The sequence below is a fragment of the Cupriavidus sp. L7L genome (assembly GCF_004353535.1).
GTDB lineage: Bacteria > Pseudomonadota > Gammaproteobacteria > Burkholderiales > Burkholderiaceae > Cupriavidus > Cupriavidus oxalaticus_A.
Map to the genome: position 1 here is coordinate 132,687 of NZ_SMNY01000033.1, position 17,894 is coordinate 150,580.

The window sequence follows — 17,894 nt, forward strand, 5'->3', positions numbered from 1 at the left end:
GGTGGTGCTGCGCGGGTCTGGTGCGTGCAGAGCGCACGCGCCAGCCGTCAAGCCTGCCTGCGGCTATCCGTGCTTCGTGGAGAACGCACGCGGCATCGTTGGCTTGCGACGTGCCTGACATCATCCGTCATGACGCCACGACACTGTTCGCCGCACTGTCGAAGATCCAGTACGGCGCCCGATGGACAAAGCCAGGGATTCCGACGCTATTTCGCCTTGTTGTCGGAGACATGAAGCATGGTTTGCCCATGCAAACGGCTTCCACTGTGTTCCTGGTCCAGTTCCGGTTCTCGGGCCGACGGCTGCACACGATGATCCCCGTCCTCCTTGAAGCGCCCGAGAATGTGCCGTGCCAGGTGTGGCGCCGCATACTTCGCACCATAGACGAAACGCAGTGCGGGCCCGAAGCTCAGCGCAGCCGCGGGTCCAACCACGTACAGGTCGCGTAGATTGGTTTCGAAATTGCGCGTCAGGCTTGGCGCGCCGCAAACGAGTGAGAGCGAATCCTGAAGCTCCTGGGAGAGGAAGGAATGCCTGGCCATATCAATCTTGAACCCTGTGGCCAGAACAACATGATCGGCACTGATTCGGGACACATTATTCGCGCTCGAGACCTGCAGGACTACCTGACCGTCCCTGAGTTCGGCATCCCTGATTTCGCTCTGGGTCCGGATATCAACCTTGCCCTCCACGCGATCGCGCAGCCACCACGCGCCAGACGGTGCCCAACCCGTGTCGAGCAACCTCTGGCGGCGCTGGAGATCCATCATGTGGAAGAAGGCGGGGTGCTCGGACAACAGGAAGGACATCAAAAGCACACTTGGACTATTGGAATCCCAACCACGTCCCAGGCCGACGCGCCCTCGGAGCAGCCTTGTGACACCACCGCCGGAGACACGCGGCTCCCTGCCCCAATTGATCTCGCCGCGCACAAGCAGCCGAACCCGAGCTCCGAGTTCGCCAAAAAGCGCAGCCAGCCCGATTGCCGACTGGCCCCCGCCGACAACAACGATACTCTTGCCTTTCGCCCAAGCCAGGCTTCCGAACTCGCCGGAGTGGACCACGTAAGGCTTCGGCATGGCCTGCAGTGCCGGGGGCACCTGCGCGAATCCTTTCAGGCCCAGGGCGACTACCACGCGCCGCGCCGCCATGGCGCTGCCATCGCTCAGAAGCAGCCGGTAGAGCCCCTCCTTGCGGTGCATGTCGACAACTTCCACCGGACGCACATGACTGACCAGTCGCGACTGAAACCACAGCCCATAGTCCACGAAGAGTTCCAGCGGCACGCGCAATCCGACCTGTCGGTACGCGACGCGATTACGACGGCAATATTCTTCCAGCGTATAGCCTTTCCACGGCGCGTAGAGATTCGAGGCAAACGGTTCCGAGCGCAAGAGCATCCCCGGCGGCATGAAATTTCTCCAGGCATGCATTGGTTCCCCGAGAATCTGATTGGGCACGCCGGCCTTGCTCAGATAGGCCGAAACCGACAGACCATAGGGGCCGGCCCCGACAATAACCGTATCCGTGGATGAGAACATTATTGCTCTTCCCTTTTGAGTTTTCCTGGCGGTTGCGAAGCCGCGCCTTCCGGAGCAGCATTGCGCGCCATGCAGCCGTCGTCGGTTGCTTCGATCACGCGCCCAGCCAGATTACGGCAGTCTGAAACCTGCCCTCCGGTGCATCGGTACGGACCCGCACACTCCTTTTCGATCACAGCGGCGCCCCGACTTTGGCATGACCAGTGGCGCGGCAGAACGTGGCCTCGGCCACATTTGCTGCTTCACACAACGAGCCGATTTTGGTGAGATAAGACTCAGAGCGGAAATTCGGAATCCGTCGGACGGCGGCAATGAACTCCTCTGCGTGACAGACTGGACGGATCGATCATGAAGCGCTTGTTTGACATTGTGTTCGCCTCCATGGCATTGCTTGTGCTGGCAATACCGCTGCTGCTCCTGGCGGGTGCCGTGCGCTGGAAGCTAGGCAGTCCGGTGCTGTTTCGACCGACGCGGGCCGGCCTGGACGGCAGGCCATTTCGGGTTGTGAAGTTCCGAACCATGACGGATGAGCGAGGTCCGGATGGCAATCTCCTGCCGGACAACGACAGGCTCACGCCGTTCGGCAGATTTCTGCGCCGCGCCAGCCTCGATGAGCTACCCCAGTTCTGGTGCGTCCTGCTGGGGGACATGAGTGTCATTGGCCCACGCCCGCTGCCAATGAAGTATTTGCCGTGTTACTCACCCGACCAGGCTCGCCGCCTTCTGGTCCGTCCCGGCATATCCGGGTGGGCACAGGTGAACGGGCGGAACACCCTGACCTGGGAAGAGAAATTTCGCCTGGACACCTGGTACGTGGACCACCACTCTTTCTGGCTGGATCTGAAGATCCTCTTGCGCACGGTAGGCACCGTTGTCGGCCGCCAGGGCATTAACGCAGCAGGGGACATCGAGGTACCGACGTTCACAGGCAGTCCCGGTGTTCAGCATGCGGCGAGCGTGCCCCGGCCCGCTGCGAACGAAGACGTTCCGATTCACATCGCATGATGACTCTTCTCGTGCTGAATGTCACATTCCCGCTCGCGGTACAAGAGGCGTGTCGCCACTTCGTGAACTTGCGCACGTATCGCGCTGCTTTCGGGCAGGCCATTCTGATTAGATGACATATGTCAGACATTGAGCGTGGGCATCGGGCGCAGCAGGCTTCCGCGCGGTCGGCAAGCCACGACTCAAGGCAGCAGAAAACAAAATGCCGGTATACAGGCACTATTCCAACGAAAACGGCCGAAGGCCTGCATGACGGGGCCTGCTGGGCTACGACAGGGTCATTGTGACTGGAATGGCATTGGGGTGAACATGAACGTTCTGCTGACGTGCATAGGTAGAAGGCGCTACCTGGCGGAGTATTTCAAGTCGGAGCTGAATGGCGCCGGCCTGGTGCTTGGAGTGGACATGAATGGCGGCGCGCCGGCTGCGAGCGCGTGCGACAGGTTTTTTTCGGCGCCCGGCCTTTATGCGGATGACTACATCGACTTCCTGCTCAACCTGTGCAGCGTGCATCGGGTCTCAGCCATCCTGTCCCTGAATGACCTGGAACTTCCGCTCCTTGCCGCGAACGCACAACGGTTTCGCGAGATCGGAACGATACCGGTGATCTCCTCGACAGAGGTGGTGAATCTGTGCGCGGACAAGTTCCTGACTGGGCAGTTTGCCGAATCAATCGGAGTATCCACGCCGCGCAGCTATGCCACGCTGGAGAGTGCCGAAGATGCGATTTCGGCGGGAACGGAAATTTTCCCACTGGTGGTCAAACCCCGCTGGGGCAGCGCAGGTTTTGGCATATTGTTCGTCGAGAACCTTGACGAGCTTCGCTTCGCCTATGCCTACTGCCAGCGGATGTGGCGGAAATCGGCTTTTGCCAGGCTGGGACAGCCAGATGCAGCGGTGCTGGTCCAGGAATTGATCTCGGGCCAGGAGTACGGACTCGATATCTTCAACGACCTTGAAGCGAGGCCGGTCGGATTTGCCGTGCGCAAGAAGCTGTCGATGCGCGCGGGAGAGACCGATCGCGCGATCACTGTCGAAAGCGAGCCTTTCGAGGACATCGCCACGCGCATCGGCAATGCATTGGGACATATCGGCAATGTCGACTGCGATGTGATCGAGCGCGAAGGGCGCCAGTATCTCCTGGAGCTGAATCCAAGATTTGGAGGCGGCTACCCCTTTACCCATCTGGCGGGAGCCAACCTGGTAAGAGTGCTGCTGAATTGCGTGCGCGGGCAGCACGGCCAGGAAGTCCGCTATCAGGCCGGCATCGAACTGTTCAAGTGCGCCTACCTGGCCAGTGTCGGCGAACTGGCGGAGCAGCATGTTGCCATGGAAGCATCAGCCGGCTAACGGCATGGAAGGAATCGATGAACAGCGCGAATGGGATTGCCAGTGCCGCGACGGACCTGGTGCAGCCGACTTCCGACCCCAGCCGTCAAGGGGACGCTGACCACCACCCCGGACTAAATGCTCCAGCGGCGAGCGGAGCCACTGCTCCCGTCAGGCAGGTCGCTGACACGGAGGTTGCGGGTAACGCGGCACAAGCCCGCTACCGCCAGCTCTGCAATACTGCGAATATTCCGCTATTTAGTCAGGCGTGGTGGCTGGACGCCACCGCCGGCCCCGGGAACTGGAGCGTAGCGCTGGTCGAGCGCGGCGGTCAGATAGTCGCAAGCCTGCCCTACGCCCCCCGGCGCATGTACGGGTTTTCAGTCATTGCCCAGCCGGCACTGGCCAAGATGTCCGGACCGTGGCTGGCCCCGATGGATGGCAAGCCGGCGAGAGTGCTGGGCCAGCAGAAGGAGTTGATGGACGATCTGATCGGGCAGCTCCCGCGGTTTGACCATTTCCAGCAGCACTGGGATCCCGGCCAGACCAATTGGCTGCCCTTTGCCTGGAAGGGGTTCCGTCAGACCACCAAGTACACCTACGTATTCGATGACCTGTCGGATCCGGAAGCGCTCTGGAATGGCATGCAGCACAACATCAGAGCCGAAATCCGCAAGGCGGGCTCCCGCCATGGTCTTCAGGTGCGCGACGACCTTGGCATCGACGAGTTCATCAAGCTGAACCGGCAGGTCTTCTCCCGGCAGCGCATGGCGATACCCTACACGGACGACTTCGTGCGCCGCCTTGACGCCGCGTGTGCGGCGCGAGGCGCACGCAAGTTCTTCATTGCCGTGGATAAGGAAGGCCGTCGTCATGCCGGCGTCTATCTGGTCTGGGACGGGCGAGTCGCCTATTACTTGATGGGCGGCTCAGATCCATTGCTCCGGACCAGTGGGGCGACCAGCTTGTGCATGTGGGAAGCAATCCGCTACGCCTCGGGCGTGGCGCGCACGTTTGACTTCGAAGGGTCGATGCTGGAGCCGGTCGAGCGCTTTTTCAGGGCATTCGGCGCCAGACAGCAGCCTTACTTCTTTATCCAGAAGACCCCCTCGCGCATCCTGCTGACATACCTGTACCTGCGTTCGCTCCTCAATCCCTGAGGGATTGCTTGTTGTGGCAGTGCCTATTGCGTCGACGCGCGTTGCACTCAGGTCGCGCCGATCCATAGCAGCTGCGCGTGGACTCGCGGCAGCTCCGATCCCCCATTGCTCGCATTCCGGGAATGCCACCTTGCCAGCATCCGTGCGGTTTCGCACATTGCTGGCCTGTCGCGCACCGCACGCGCGATGGCGTGGTACGGCCTCAGTCGAATGGACGATACCCGTTGGAACGATGTTTCCTTCAATTGCCAATCGCTAGTCTGAAGGCTCCCCGGCACGCCGCGACGAGTACCGGCGCTGGGACGCGCCCGATCGCAGGTGTATGTGCAGCAATGTGTGTGGGTGACAACAATGCCCACATATCCGGCGGTCGGCGAATTTCTACAATCGGAGCACGGTTCATCAGTTCAGCGCTGTCACCTCGCAAGTCAGTCCGATTCGATCGGCTTCAACCACAAACCTTCTGATTCCATCATGTCGAGCCCAATCGCCAAAGATCTCATCGAACGGATCAAGAACAGGGAGTCCATTATCGGCATCGTCGGCCTGGGCTATGTCGGGCTGCCCCTGATGCTGCGCTACTGCGCAATCGGTTTCCGTGTGTTGGGTATCGACATCGACGAGGGCAAGGTTGCCAAGCTCAACGCCGGCCAGAGCTATATCGAGCATATTCCCGCACGCAGCATCGCCCGTGCCCGCGAGACCGGGTTCGAGGCCACTACGGATTTCGAGCGTGCCGGAGAGTGCGATGCCATCATCCTGTGCGTGCCGACGCCGCTCAACAAGCATCGTGAACCCGACATGAGCTTTGTCATCAACACCGCGGACGCCATCAAGAAGTACCTGCGCGCCGGACAGGTGGTGTCGCTGGAAAGCACCACCTACCCCGGCACGACCGAGGAGGAACTGCTGCCTCGCATGCAGGAAGGCGGGCTTGAGGTGGGCGGCGACATCTTCCTGGTCTATTCGCCGGAGCGCGAAGACCCGGGCAATGGCAAATTCGAAACGCGCAGCATTCCCAAGATCGTCGGTGGCCAGACGCCGGTCTGCCGCGAGGTCGGTATGGCGCTGTACGAAGTGGCGATCGACCGCGTGGTGCCGGTCAGCTCGACCAAGGCCGCCGAGATGACCAAGCTGCTCGAGAACATCCATCGTGCGGTGAACATCGGCCTGGTCAACGAAATGAAGATCGTGGCCACGCGGATGGGCATCGATATCTTCGAAGTGGTCGACGCCGCTTCAACCAAGCCATTCGGTTTCACCCCTTACTATCCCGGGCCGGGCCTGGGCGGGCATTGCATCCCCATCGATCCCTTCTACCTTACCTGGAAGGCGCGCGAATACGGCTTGCACACCCGCTTCATCGAATTGTCCGGCGAAGTCAACAAGGCCATGCCGGAGTACGTGGTCAGCCGGCTGGTGGACGGACTGAACCAGCAGGGCAAGGCACTCAAAGGCTGCCGGGTGCTGGTGCTGGGCATTGCCTACAAGAAAAACGTCGATGACATGCGCGAATCGCCCTCTGTCGAGATCATGGAACAGATTCGCGCACGCGGCGCGACGGTCGCATACAGCGACCCGCACGTCCCGGTGTTTCCGAAAATGCGCGAGCACTATTTCGAGCTGTCGAGCGTGCCGCTCGACGGCGAATCGCTCTGCGGCTTCGACGCCGTGGTACTGGCCACCGATCACGACGCCTTCGACTATCTTCTCATCCGCCAGCATGCGAAGCTCCTCGTCGACAGCCGCGGAAAGTATCGCGCGTCATACGCGAATGTTGTCAAGGCCTGAGCACATGGGAGCGCTAGCGTGAAACGATTCGCACTGATCGGAGCGGCCGGCTACATTGCGCCACGCCACATGACCGCCATCAAGGATTCGGGCAATGAGCTCGTGTCGGCGTACGACATCAACGATTCAGTTGGCATCCTCGACAGCATTTCGCCACAGAGCGAATTCTTCACCGAATTCGAGCGCTTCTATGACCATGCCTGGCGCCTGCGGCGCCAGCCGGGCGCAGCGCTGGACTACATCTCCGTCTGCTCGCCGAACTACCTGCACCAGTCGCATATCTCTGCCGGCCTGCGCCTCGGATGCGACGTGATCTGCGAGAAGCCGCTGGTCCCGACACCTGCATTGCTCGATGAGCTCGCGCTCGTCGAACGCGAGACCGGCAGGCGCGTGTTCAATATCCTGCAGCTGCGCCATCACCAGGCAATCCTCGCGCTCAAGGAGAAGGTTGCGTGCGAGCGCAACGGGCACAAGCACGAGGTCGACCTGACCTACATCACCTCGCGCGGAAAGTGGTATCTGGAAAGCTGGAAAGGCGACACGCGCAAATCCTTCGGCGTGGCCACGAACATTGGCGTGCACTTCTATGACATGTTGCACTTCATCTTTGGCAGCCTGCAACGCAATGTGGTGCACTATGGCACGGACAACAAGGCTGCAGGCTACCTCGAATACGAGAATGCGCGCGTGCGCTGGTTTCTATCGATCGATGCCAATGACCTGCCTGCCACGGTGAAGGGCAAGAAGACGACCTATCGTTCGATCGCCGTGGACGGTACCGAGATCGAGTTTTCGGAAGGCTTCACCGACCTGCACACCACCAGCTACCGGGAGATACTCGCGGGCCGGGGCTACGGCCTGGACGACGCGCGTCACTGCGTAGAGACGGTCAGCACAATCCGTTCCGCACGCGCCACGGCGCCCAGCGACAACGAGGGCCATCCTTTCCTGCAGCAACTTCTTGCATGAGGCTGTGATGACGGACCAGGTACACCCATCGGCCATCGTCGACGCGGGAGCCCAGATCGGCGAAGGATCGCGCGTCTGGCATTTTGTCCATGTCTGTGCCGGTGCGCGCATCGGCAGGCATTGCTCGCTCGGCCAGAACGTGTTCGTCGGTAACCGCGTCGTCATCGGCGACCACGTCAAGGTGCAGAACAACGTCTCCGTCTACGATAACGTCACGCTGGAGGACGGCGTTTTCTGCGGCCCCAGCATGGTGTTCACCAATGTCTACAACCCTCGCTCGCTGATCGAGCGCAAGAACGAGTACCGCGACACGCTGGTGAAGCGGGGCGCGACCCTGGGCGCCAATTGCACCATCGTCTGCGGCGTCGTTATCGGCGAATATGCGTTCGTCGGCGCAGGCGCCGTTGTCAACAAGGATGTACCTGCCTATGCGCTGATGGTCGGCGTTCCCGCACGGCAGGTCGGCTGGATGAGCGAATTCGGCGAGCAGCTTGACCTGCCAGTGCGCGGCGAGGGCGAGGCCGTCTGCCGGAATAGCGGGCAGCGCTACGTCCTGGACGGCGCAACACTGCGCAAGGCCGCAGACTGAGGCAATGACCAGTCCCCTCCGCATGCCGTCTGCACAGGAAATCAGCCATGATCGAGTTCATCGACCTCAAAGCGCAGCAAGCCCGCATCAAGCACAGGATTGACACCGGCATCCAGCGCGTGCTGGCGCACGGCCAGTACATTCTCGGTCCGGAGGTCGAGGAGCTGGAGCAGCGGCTTGCGCACGATACCGGCACCCGGTACTGCATCAGTTGTGCCAACGGCACGGACGCACTGCAGATTGCCCTGATGGCGCTGGGCATCGGGCCCGGCGATGAGGTCGTCATGCCCGGCTTTACCTATATTGCCACCGCTGAGACCGTCGCCTTGCTGGGAGCGAAGCCGGTCTATGCGGACGTGGATCCGCGCACCTGCAACCTGGATCCCGCGGCGCTCGAGGCGGCGATCACCGACCACACAAGGGCCATCATCCCGGTCAGCCTGTATGGACAGTGTGCCGATTTCGACATCATCAATGCCATTGCCGCGCGCCACGGCTTGCCGGTCATCGAGGACGCTGCGCAGAGCTTCGGTGCCACCTACAAGGGCCGCAGTAGCTGCAATCTGTCCACGATTGCCTGTACCAGCTTCTTTCCCAGCAAGCCACTAGGCTGTTACGGGGACGGCGGAGCGATCTTCACCAACGACGAAGATCTGGCCAAAGCGATGCGCCAGATCGCCCGTCATGGCCAGGACCGGCGCTACCACCATGTCCGCGTTGGCGTGAACAGTCGCCTGGATACATTGCAGGCGGCCATCCTGCTGGCAAAGCTGACGATCTTCGATGAGGAGGTCGAGCTACGCCAGCAAGTGGCGGCGCGGTACGGAGAACTGCTGCGCCAGGGGGGGTTCGAGGCCACGCCGCATGTCGAACCCCACAACCTCAGCGTATGGGCACAATACACCATCCGTGTCCCGGATCGCGATTCCTTGCAGGATGTGCTGAAAGCCACCGGAATCCCCACTGTCGTGCACTATCCGTTGCCGCTGAACCGGCAGCCCGCAGTAGCCACCTGCGAGGCCCGCCTGCCGGTCGGCGACGCGCTGGCGCGTGAGGTGTTGAGCCTGCCGATGCATCCGTACCTCGACATGGCAAGCCAGCAGGCTATCTGTTCAGTGATTCTCCGACATGCCATGTGCCAGCCAGAGCGAGTCGTGCCTTGAACAAGCAGGCGCTCGCCGTGGACCCCGGCACGGCGGAGAAACCCCGTGTCGGCAGAAGCATTGGCGTGCTGGTCAGCGGGCAGGCCGCCGCGCAGATACTTACGCTGGCGGTCTCGCCAGTTCTGACGCGCCTCTATTCTCCGCAGGATTTTGGCGCCGTGGCGGTCTTCGCGGGCCTGCTCGCGTTCTTCGGCGTTGTCGCCTGCCTGCGCTATGACTTGTCGATCGCCCTGCCCGCCAGCGATCGCGATGCCGAGAACCTGGTGGCCTTATGCCTGCTGTGCGTGGCGACGACCAGCGCGCTTTGCGCGCTCGGCGTGCTGTTCTTCGGCGAATCGCTGATCCTGACCCTTAACTGGTCAATCGACGCCAGCGCTCTCTGGCTGCTCCCCTTCGGCGTTGCTTCGGTCGGCCTCTACACTGTGATCGAGCGATGGATGGTCCGGATGCAGTATTTTGGCCAGCTGGCGCAGACCAGGCTGCTGCGGTCCGTGATCGCAAACCTGGTGCAATTGGGCGGCTATGGTTTCGGCGTCCTGGCCTTGATGGGTGGAACGGTGATCGGACATGGCGCCGGCGGACTGTTCTATGCGATCAGGGAAATCCGCCGCAGGCGGGGCGGCAACGTGAAGCTGATCCGCATCGTGGCCCTTGCGCGCCGCTACAAGGATTTTCCGCTGTACTCCACCTGGACAGCCACATTCAATGTGGCGGGCGTGCACCTGGTGCCGCTGATCTTCTCGGCGTTGTTCGGCGCTGCCGTAGTCGGCCACTTTGCCTTCGCGCTGCGCATGGTATCGGCGCCGATCTCACTGATCGGCGCGGCGATCGGTAGTGTTTTTTTCGCCCAGGCGCCGGCCGCCATGCGGGCCGGTCGCCTGCCCGAGGCGGCCGAGGCGCTGCGCCGGAAGCTGGCCAATGCCGGCGTTCCGGCACTGGTGCTGCTTGTTTGCGCCGGGCCGGACCTGTTCGCGGCCGTGTTCGGCGAACGGTGGCGCATGGCCGGCCACTATGCGCGCTGGATGGCTCCCTGGATCTATTTCCAGTTCCAGTTCTCGCCGCTCTCCTGCCTCCCTGATGTGATGGAACTGCAGAAGATGGAACTGATCGCGCAGTTCAGCACCTTTGCGATTCGTCTTGCCACGCTGGCAGTTTGTTACGGATTCAGCGTTCCGGCGGACCCCAGCATTGCCGTTTTCTCCGCAGTGAGCGCCGTTGCCTATCTCGGGATGCTTACCCTGTTCATGTCGCGAGTGGGGGTGAGGCTCAAGACAATGGTGACGCACGATGCGGGGCGCTTGCTGGTCTTCTGCGCCTGGGCACTGCCTTCGATACTGCTGTTCAGCGGCGAACCCGACTGGCGGACCCTGGTTTCTGCCGCTTACTTCCTGGCCCTGTCTGCGTTCTGGATGCGGCGCACGCTGCGCCCGACGCGAACTGACGATGAACGACGGTAGCCTCGATCCGCTAGCGGACCAGACATCTCTGTGCCGGATGCATGTCGTGGCGTTGTAGACGGAGTTTCAAGTGCAAGTTGCTAACGTAGCCCACCTCACCTCGGTTCATCCGCGCTACGATGACCGCATCTTCCTCAAGCATTGCCGTAGCCTGGCGGCCAACGGCTATCGGGTCTCGCTGGTGGTGGCCGACGGCGAAGGGGATGAAAGCCGGGACGGGGTTTTCATCACCGATGTCGGCGGCTCGGCGGGGCGCTTAAACCGCGTCTTCCGGACCACGACACGCGTGCTGCGCCGGGCGCTCACGCTGAATGCCGACGTCTACCACCTGCACGACCCCGAGCTGATTCCCGTTGGCTTGAAGCTGAAGAAGATGGGTAAACGCGTCATCTATGATTCGCATGAGGACGTGCCCCGCCAGTTGCTCAGCAAACCCTACCTGGGGCCGAGGCGATTGCGCGCGCTGGCGGGTGCCTTTGCCATATACGAGAGACGTGCCTGTCGCGAATTCGACGGCATCGTCGCGGCTACCCCCTTTATCAGGGACAATTTCCTGCCGATCAATCCTCGCACCGTCGACATCAACAATTACCCGATTCTCGGCGAACTTGGCGGCCCGGTGCAGTGGGAATCCAAGCGAGCGGAAATCTGCTATGTCGGCAGCATCAGCTCAACTCGCGGTATCCGCGAGACTGTCATGGCGCTCGAGCAGGTGCAATCCGCGGCGCGACTGAATCTGGCCGGCCGGTTCGGCGACCAGGCACTGGAATCGGAGGTGAGGGCGGCCAGCGGCTGGTCCCGCGTCAACGAACTCGGCTATCTGGACCGGGACGGGGTGCGGGGCGTGCTGGCGCGGTCGGTGGCCGGCCTGGTGACGCTGCACCCGCTCATCAATTTTCTCGATGCACTGCCCGTGAAGATGTTCGAGTACATGGCGGCCGGGATCCCGCCCATTGCCTCCAATTTTCCGCTCTGGCGCGAAATCGTCGAGGAAAGCGAAAGCGGCCTGTGCGTGGATCCGCTGGATCCGAAGGCAATCGCCAATGCCGTCGACTATCTGGTGACGCATCCCGATGAGGCGCGCCGCATGGGCGAGAACGGCCGCCGCACCGTGACCAGGAAATACAACTGGGCGAACGAGCAGGACAAGCTGTTTCATTTCTACGAGCGGATCCTGGCCTAAGTGCGTGGCCGGTTCGCCGCTTCAGCGACTCGGCCGAGGAATGGCTTTGGTTTCGGGCTTGCGCATTGTCCGGTGTGGGCTGGCTCACGCACTGCGCTATCAAAGTAGCGGCAAATTTGATTAGATGGATGGAGCGCGAGCGGATATCCGTGGCTGAGCCTTGCATCCGGAAAGGCTAGATCCACCGCTTGCCTGGGGGGCAGACTTTCACTGGCTGATGGACTGCAAGGGGACGGCGATCCGGAATCCGCAATGACGACTAACAGGGAGGCGGCAGAGCGGTCATGAAGCACGGCAACCTCTCGCTCTTTGGCAGCATAGTCTTCCTCACGCTCTTTCCGGGCTATTTCTACTACCACACCGCGGTGGCCGGCGCCTTTTTTCCGCCGGTGCTGGGTGGCTTCTTCGGCCCCATGTCGGTAGTCCTCGGCATCCCGCTGGTGATTTTCGGTTTCGGTGCACTGGTACGCGGGCGCGAGCCGACTCTGTTTATCGATCGTGCTTTCGTTCTGTATGTGCTCTTTGTCCTGGCATGGTCAAGCCTGCACTACCTGCTTGGTACAGGAGTGCAGGAGTCCTTCGACTTCTATATGTATAACCTCAGCACGATACTCATGTGGCTGGTGGTCTACATGTCGGTAAGGAACCTCGATCTGAACGAGAAGTGGCTGCGTTGGATAATATCTATTTCACTGCCCGTATTCCTGGCCATCGCCGCGTGGAACTCGAATGGCCAGTTCTACGATACAGAGAAGATTGCCGGTGACGCCGTGCGGGTTTCCGGCTATCAGGGATTGGCCCGTTCTGCCGCCATTGCCGCCCTGGCAGCGCTCGCATTGCATCGCGGATTGCGTGCCGCACTGGTGGTAGTGATTGCCGTACCGCTGTTGTTCCTGCTCGGGGCGCGCAGCGAGTTCATGGCCTTCCTCGTCGTAGCCGCAGTTCTCTTCGGGCTTCGGGACGGCGCATCGCGGACCACGCTGGTCTGGGTTCCGCTTGGCATAGCCGGACTCGCCTATCTGGCTGTTAGCTTCCAGGTCTTCGAAGGCAGCTCGCGCATCCTCCAGCTTCTGGAGATCAGGGAATCGACTTCCTATCAGGCAAGAAACGAATTGCAGCAGTACGCGGTCAGGACAATCGCAGAGCATCCGCTGCTCGGCAGCTACGCTTCCCAGCTGTATCTCGGCGAGATCGGGAGCTACGCGCACAACGCGCTCTCCGCGTGGGTCAGCTTCGGGCTGGTGGGCTTCCTGGGCTTCGTACTCTTGCTCGGCTATGCATTGGTGCAATCAGCCAGGCTGGCCAGGAAGGGCTACGCCGCGCATCCGGAAGTTGCGCTCGCGCTGGCATTCAGCGTCTATACCGTGACCTTGGCGGCCACCGCCAAATCCGTCAACGACCCGATTTTCGCCTTGGCATGGGGCGCGATGGCCTGCGCACTGCGCAAGCGCGAGCGGGCGGGCAGCCGGCCTGCGCTTGCGCGGTGCCCAGGTCAGCAAGCTGCGCGATCCTGACAGGTATCCGCCAGTCTGGTCACCAGGCAAGGCCTGTACAGCGGCAACTGATATTCATCGATGATTGAGGCGTATGGACATCAATCAGAGCAAATACAGGGAGCTCTGCGAGACCGAACTTTCAATCCCGCTGTCCAGCCGGGCCTGGTGGCTTGACGCGACGGTCGGGGCCGACCGCTGGAGCGTGGCCCTGGTGGAGCGGGCAGGAAAGGTAATCGCAGCCATGCCCTACGTCAAGAAGACAAGGTATGGCTTTGTCATCCTTACCCAGCCTCCCGCCGGAAACGGATTGGGACCATGGCTCGCGTGCAAGGATGCAAAGCCGACAAAATTACTGAGCCAACAGAAGGAGTTGATGACGAATCTGATCGAACAACTGCCGAGGTTCGACCATTTCGTGCAGGCCTGGGACTACAACAATACCAACTGGCTGCCCTTCTTCTGGAAAGGCTATCGGCAGACCACGAGATATACCTACATTCTTCCGGACCTCAGTGACGAGACATCGCTTTGGAGCGCCATGCAACCCACGGTGAAACAGGACATCCGGAAAGCAAGCGACCGCTTCAATCTTCGCGTGCGCCACACCGACAACATTGATGAATTCCTGCCACTGAACCGCAATGTCGGCATTGACCCAAAATGGCGCCGAGGCTATTCCGATGACGTCGCGAGGCGAATCGACGCTGCGTGCAAGGAGCGGGGCAAACGCAGGATCTTTATCGTCGAGGATGAGCAGGGACGGCCTCACTACAGCGCCTATCTCGTGTGGGACGAGCAGAGCGCATATGGCCTGATGGGAGGCGCAAACCGGGACATGCCATCCAATACCGGAGCCGGCAGCTACTGCATTTGGGAAACCATCAGGTTCGCCTCGACGGTAACCAAGGTCTATGACTTCTCTGGCTCCATGCTGGAATCGGTGGAACGCTTCTTCCGAGGCTTCGGTGCTGTTCAGAGACCGTATTTCCTCATTACCAAGACACCATCCAGGGCGCTCTCGCTGTATCAGCTCATGCGTTCCCGATAGCCGTGCCGCCGGGAAAGCAAAGCGCTCGCGCTTTTACAAGGAGATGCTGGCATGAGCAAGCACAACGCACGCGCCCGTCGACCTCTTGCGCGCGCTCTGCTGCGCGCCGGTAGCCTGGCTGTACTGCTGGCCTGTACCGTGCCAGCGGCGCAGGCGCAGTCTGGCGGTGTGATGCCGGCCGCGCTGGAATGCGGTGGCCCTGTCGAAGGCCTGGTCTGGCGCCGCTGGGACGAAGGCGGGTTCGTCTTCGTGCAACAGCAGCTGATCGCGGAACGGCTGGTGAAACAAGGCGACACCTATGCGCTATATCACCTAGAGGTCTTCTTTCATAACTTGCTGGCCATGGCACAACGTTGCCAGCGCAGCGCGCGCCAGGCCCAGTTGGCCGGCCTGGTTGCCAGCACTTATGCACAGCTTGCACCCGCGCCCGGCGACCAGCCAGGGCGGGCCTGGATATGCCGCGGTGGTCCCGAGTGCAGCCACAGCATCCGGCTGCGCAATACCGAGGTGTTGCTCAACAGCACCCAGTTCCTGGCCTTCGCGAGCAGCCTTGCCAACGGCATGAGCCGCGAGGTTCGGACGGGGGCTCCCAACGACTTTGTCGAGCAGACGGCACGCATCGCGCGCGAGCACCTGGAACGCTGGAACACGCCTGCGGCGCAGGACGCGTTGCGCAAGCGGATCGCCGCCAGGCCGGAGGATGTAAAAAATACCTCGTCGGAATTGTTCCTGACCGACAAGGAGCTTTGGCAGATTGCCATCTACGCGGATCTGGCCGGCATGCTGGCCGCGCGGCCTCGGCTTGCCCAGGCGGTGGGCCTGAATGACGGCAGTATTGCCACCATGAAAGCACACCTGGACTTGTTGCTGCGCCTGGTTGCGGCTCGTACTACTGTTCAGGCGCTTCCTGACCCGGAGGGCAAGACCGGCAAGGGCATCAGGGTGGCCGATCTTGATGCGGGATTCTGGCGGCTTTATGACACAAACCGGTATGCCTCCTACACCGGGCGGGACAAGCCCGTGGTGTGCAAGCGCGATCCGGCCAGACCCGAGCTGGTCACGGCGCAGACGCAAATTCCAGCCGAGCGCTTCGCGCCGGTCGCCAACATCGGCTGGGACATCAGCCACGCACGACGGCTGGTACATTTCTTTGATGCCATCGAGCGCAATCGTGCGGCCATGGTCCAGGTCTACGGTATAGACCCGGCGAGTTTGCCCTCGCAAGACACCATGGCTGCCTTTGCAAGCCAGTTCAGTCTTCGCGTCTGGAATCAGGATCGGGCTCGCCCCCTGTTCGCCAACTACTTCAGTGGCGCCAACGGCTGGTATCGGGTGAATTACGACAACGGTACCGGCAGTTGCGCGGAGGGCTATCCACCGTATGGCCTGTCTGAGTCATTCCCCACCGGTGGCTATGCAACCTGGCCAGCCATGCACGCGCTGGGTGTGCGCTTGTACGACATTACCCAGTCGTCGCGCAAGGAAGACCGGGACTTCGTTGCAGCCCATTACCCCGGCTTTGCCAGGCAGCCCGGCGACAGCGGGCGCATGCTTGCCGAGATGATGTTCTGGCCTACGCTGGTGCGCCGCGGCGGCGCGCGCTGAAGGGACGAGCCAACCGCCGCGCTCGTTTCCATCGCGCGCGGCCGGGCGGCAGGGGTGGGGCGATCGTGGCTCGCTGACGCGACAGCTTGTCAGTGGGCGACGACAGCCTGGTACAGCTCGCGCTCCTCGGCTTTGCCGAGCGACGAGTTATGCCACAGCATGGTAAAGCAGCCATTCACCGCATTGCAGGTGTCCTTCAGCTCCCGGAACTTGCTCCATGCCGCCTCGCCGGTTCCAAGCCCCATATAACCCATGACGGTGCCTTCCATGGCAATCAACGGGCGAATGCGCAGGTTCAGGGCCTTGCCTGCCACCGGATCGAAGGCCGGATATTCGAAGCAGGTGCCGCAGCGGAATCCGGCGTGGTCGGCATAGCTGAGCGTGCTGTCGTAGGTCATGCCCGCCTGCTCCCAACCGAGCATCGTGGTCGGGTGCTCCCAGCGCAGATAGTGCATGCGTCCGCCCCAGACCTCCTGCTCGATCTTCTCTTGCTCGCATACCCGCCGCAGCCGGATTGCCTCCGCCTGCACCGCGCCGGGGGCCTGATAGGTATTGAAGCTCGGATGCAGGCCGATCTCATGACCACGGGCATGGATACGCTGCATCAATCCGCGTATCGCAGGATGCTCCGGCTCGTAGTCGGCATCCATGCCTGGGTGGGTGCGGCCGCAGATGAAGTAGAAGGCGCTGACCAGTCCATGGCGCTCGGAAACATCCATGATCCAGTCAAAGGTATTGACCCGATCGCCGGGATGCAGCGCGGTGCGCGTCTTCATCCTGATGACCGGGGCCTGCAGCACGCTCCGTACGTCCCGGCGAATCAGAATGTCGCCGGCCATGCGGCGGAGCATTCGCGCCGCGGAGCCAAAACCATAACGACTGGGAACATCCACGTCATGCGACACCTTCATGCCGGGCCGAAGCTGCCTGAGCTGCAGTTCTGGCCACTGTCGCCTGATCACCTGCCCAAGGATATGCAACCACTCATCCACCACCGGTCGCTCCAGGTAGCCATGCCTGTGGGCATGCGAGCCGCTCGCCGGGAAGCGCCTGTATTTATCCAGGTCGGTGCGGCCAACCTCCTCCTGGCGCGACAGCATCCAGTAGCAAAGACCGAGAACGTCATAGTGGATTCGATAGCCAGCCGGCGTCGACTCGATCAGCGGCGACGGAGCGCGCGCGAGGCCTGGCGCCGGCAAAGGTCCGCGCAGGGCCGTCTGCCACCCCTCGGCAAGTGCATCCCAGGTTGTAAAGGCGAGCGCCGAGTCCGCGCGCTTGAAGGTGACGGGGTCAGCGGCAATCTCGATCGATCCCTCGCCGGAACCAGCAAGGCTCAAGCGGACAAAGCCCGCGTCGGTACCTTGCAACTGAAAACCATGGCCAAACCGCTCCGCGAGAATCCGCTGCAGCCAGGAGAGGGTTTCCTCAGTCATGTGCTTCATAGGGAATTCCAGAGTGAGAATGCCGGCGTCTGATTGAACGACGTCTGTGCACGGCTTGAGCAGGGCATGGACAGCACATGGCAAACCGGATGGCCGAGCCACAGCCGACTGCGCTG

14 protein-coding genes are annotated in these 17,894 nt (G+C 61.7%); 12 read left to right on the plus strand and 2 right to left on the minus strand.

Features of this window, described 5'->3' with window-relative positions:
* Positions 1 to 206: 206 nt before the first annotated feature.
* Positions 207 to 1,541 carry an NAD(P)-binding domain-containing protein gene (locus E1J61_RS27805; protein ID WP_133097149.1) on the minus strand — a complete coding sequence of 445 codons (1,335 nt, stop codon included), beginning with the start codon at positions 1,539 to 1,541 and terminating at the stop codon, positions 207 to 209.
* Between the two features lie 348 nt (positions 1,542 to 1,889).
* Here E1J61_RS27805 and E1J61_RS27810 point away from each other — a divergent pair, with 348 nt between their 5' ends.
* The 12 genes from E1J61_RS27810 to E1J61_RS27865 all read left to right on the plus strand — a co-directional run bounded on the left by E1J61_RS27810 (position 1,890) and on the right by E1J61_RS27865 (position 16,336).
* Positions 1,890 to 2,546, plus strand: a complete 657-nt coding sequence (locus E1J61_RS27810) for a sugar transferase (protein ID WP_133097150.1) — start codon at positions 1,890 to 1,892, stop codon at positions 2,544 to 2,546.
* Between the two features lie 309 nt (positions 2,547 to 2,855).
* Complete coding sequence (locus tag E1J61_RS27815; RefSeq protein WP_133097151.1) at positions 2,856 to 3,896, plus strand: ATP-grasp domain-containing protein; 1,041 nt, start codon at positions 2,856 to 2,858, stop codon at positions 3,894 to 3,896.
* 17 nt (positions 3,897 to 3,913) lie between these two features.
* Positions 3,914 to 5,035: a GNAT family N-acetyltransferase gene (locus E1J61_RS27820; protein ID WP_133097152.1), complete on the plus strand. Its 1,122-nt coding sequence runs from the start codon at positions 3,914 to 3,916 to the stop codon at positions 5,033 to 5,035.
* 474 nt (positions 5,036 to 5,509) lie between these two features.
* Complete coding sequence (wbpA, locus tag E1J61_RS27825; protein WP_133097186.1) at positions 5,510 to 6,826, plus strand: UDP-N-acetyl-D-glucosamine 6-dehydrogenase; 1,317 nt, start codon at positions 5,510 to 5,512, stop codon at positions 6,824 to 6,826.
* An 18-nt stretch (positions 6,827 to 6,844) separates the two neighbouring features.
* Complete coding sequence (locus E1J61_RS27830; protein WP_133097153.1) at positions 6,845 to 7,795, plus strand: Gfo/Idh/MocA family protein; 951 nt, start codon at positions 6,845 to 6,847, stop codon at positions 7,793 to 7,795.
* A 7-nt stretch (positions 7,796 to 7,802) separates the two neighbouring features.
* Entirely contained in the window at positions 7,803 to 8,384 is a 582-nt protein-coding gene (gene wbpD / locus E1J61_RS27835) for a UDP-2-acetamido-3-amino-2,3-dideoxy-D-glucuronate N-acetyltransferase (protein WP_133097154.1), read from the plus strand.
* A gap of 47 nt (positions 8,385 to 8,431) precedes the next feature.
* Positions 8,432 to 9,547 carry a DegT/DnrJ/EryC1/StrS aminotransferase family protein gene (locus E1J61_RS27840; RefSeq protein ID WP_133097155.1) on the plus strand — a complete coding sequence of 372 codons (1,116 nt, stop codon included), beginning with the start codon at positions 8,432 to 8,434 and terminating at the stop codon, positions 9,545 to 9,547.
* On the plus strand, positions 9,544 to 11,004 hold the full coding sequence (locus E1J61_RS27845; RefSeq protein WP_165971555.1) for a lipopolysaccharide biosynthesis protein: 1,461 nt from the start codon (positions 9,544 to 9,546) through the stop codon (positions 11,002 to 11,004). Before E1J61_RS27840 ends, E1J61_RS27845 begins: the two co-directional genes overlap by 4 nt.
* Positions 11,005 to 11,074: 70 nt before the next feature.
* A complete protein-coding gene (locus E1J61_RS27850; protein WP_133097157.1) occupies positions 11,075 to 12,187 on the plus strand; it encodes a glycosyltransferase family 4 protein in 1,113 nt (370 codons plus the stop codon).
* A 284-nt stretch (positions 12,188 to 12,471) separates the two neighbouring features.
* On the plus strand, positions 12,472 to 13,701 hold the full coding sequence (locus E1J61_RS27855) for an O-antigen ligase (protein ID WP_133097158.1): 1,230 nt from the start codon (positions 12,472 to 12,474) through the stop codon (positions 13,699 to 13,701).
* 73 nt (positions 13,702 to 13,774) lie between these two features.
* The gene (locus E1J61_RS27860) at positions 13,775 to 14,731 is read left to right on the plus strand and encodes a GNAT family N-acetyltransferase (RefSeq protein WP_133097159.1); all 957 of its coding nucleotides are present in this window, start codon (positions 13,775 to 13,777) and stop codon (positions 14,729 to 14,731) included.
* A gap of 51 nt (positions 14,732 to 14,782) precedes the next feature.
* Complete coding sequence (locus tag E1J61_RS27865; RefSeq protein WP_133097160.1) at positions 14,783 to 16,336, plus strand: hypothetical protein; 1,554 nt, start codon at positions 14,783 to 14,785, stop codon at positions 16,334 to 16,336.
* 89 nt (positions 16,337 to 16,425) lie between these two features.
* Here E1J61_RS27865 and E1J61_RS27870 read toward each other — a convergent pair whose 3' ends face one another.
* Positions 16,426 to 17,778 (minus strand): polysaccharide deacetylase family protein, encoded by a 1,353-nt coding sequence (locus tag E1J61_RS27870; RefSeq protein WP_243737003.1) that lies wholly within the window; start codon positions 17,776 to 17,778, stop codon positions 16,426 to 16,428.
* Positions 17,779 to 17,894 lie beyond the last annotated feature (116 nt).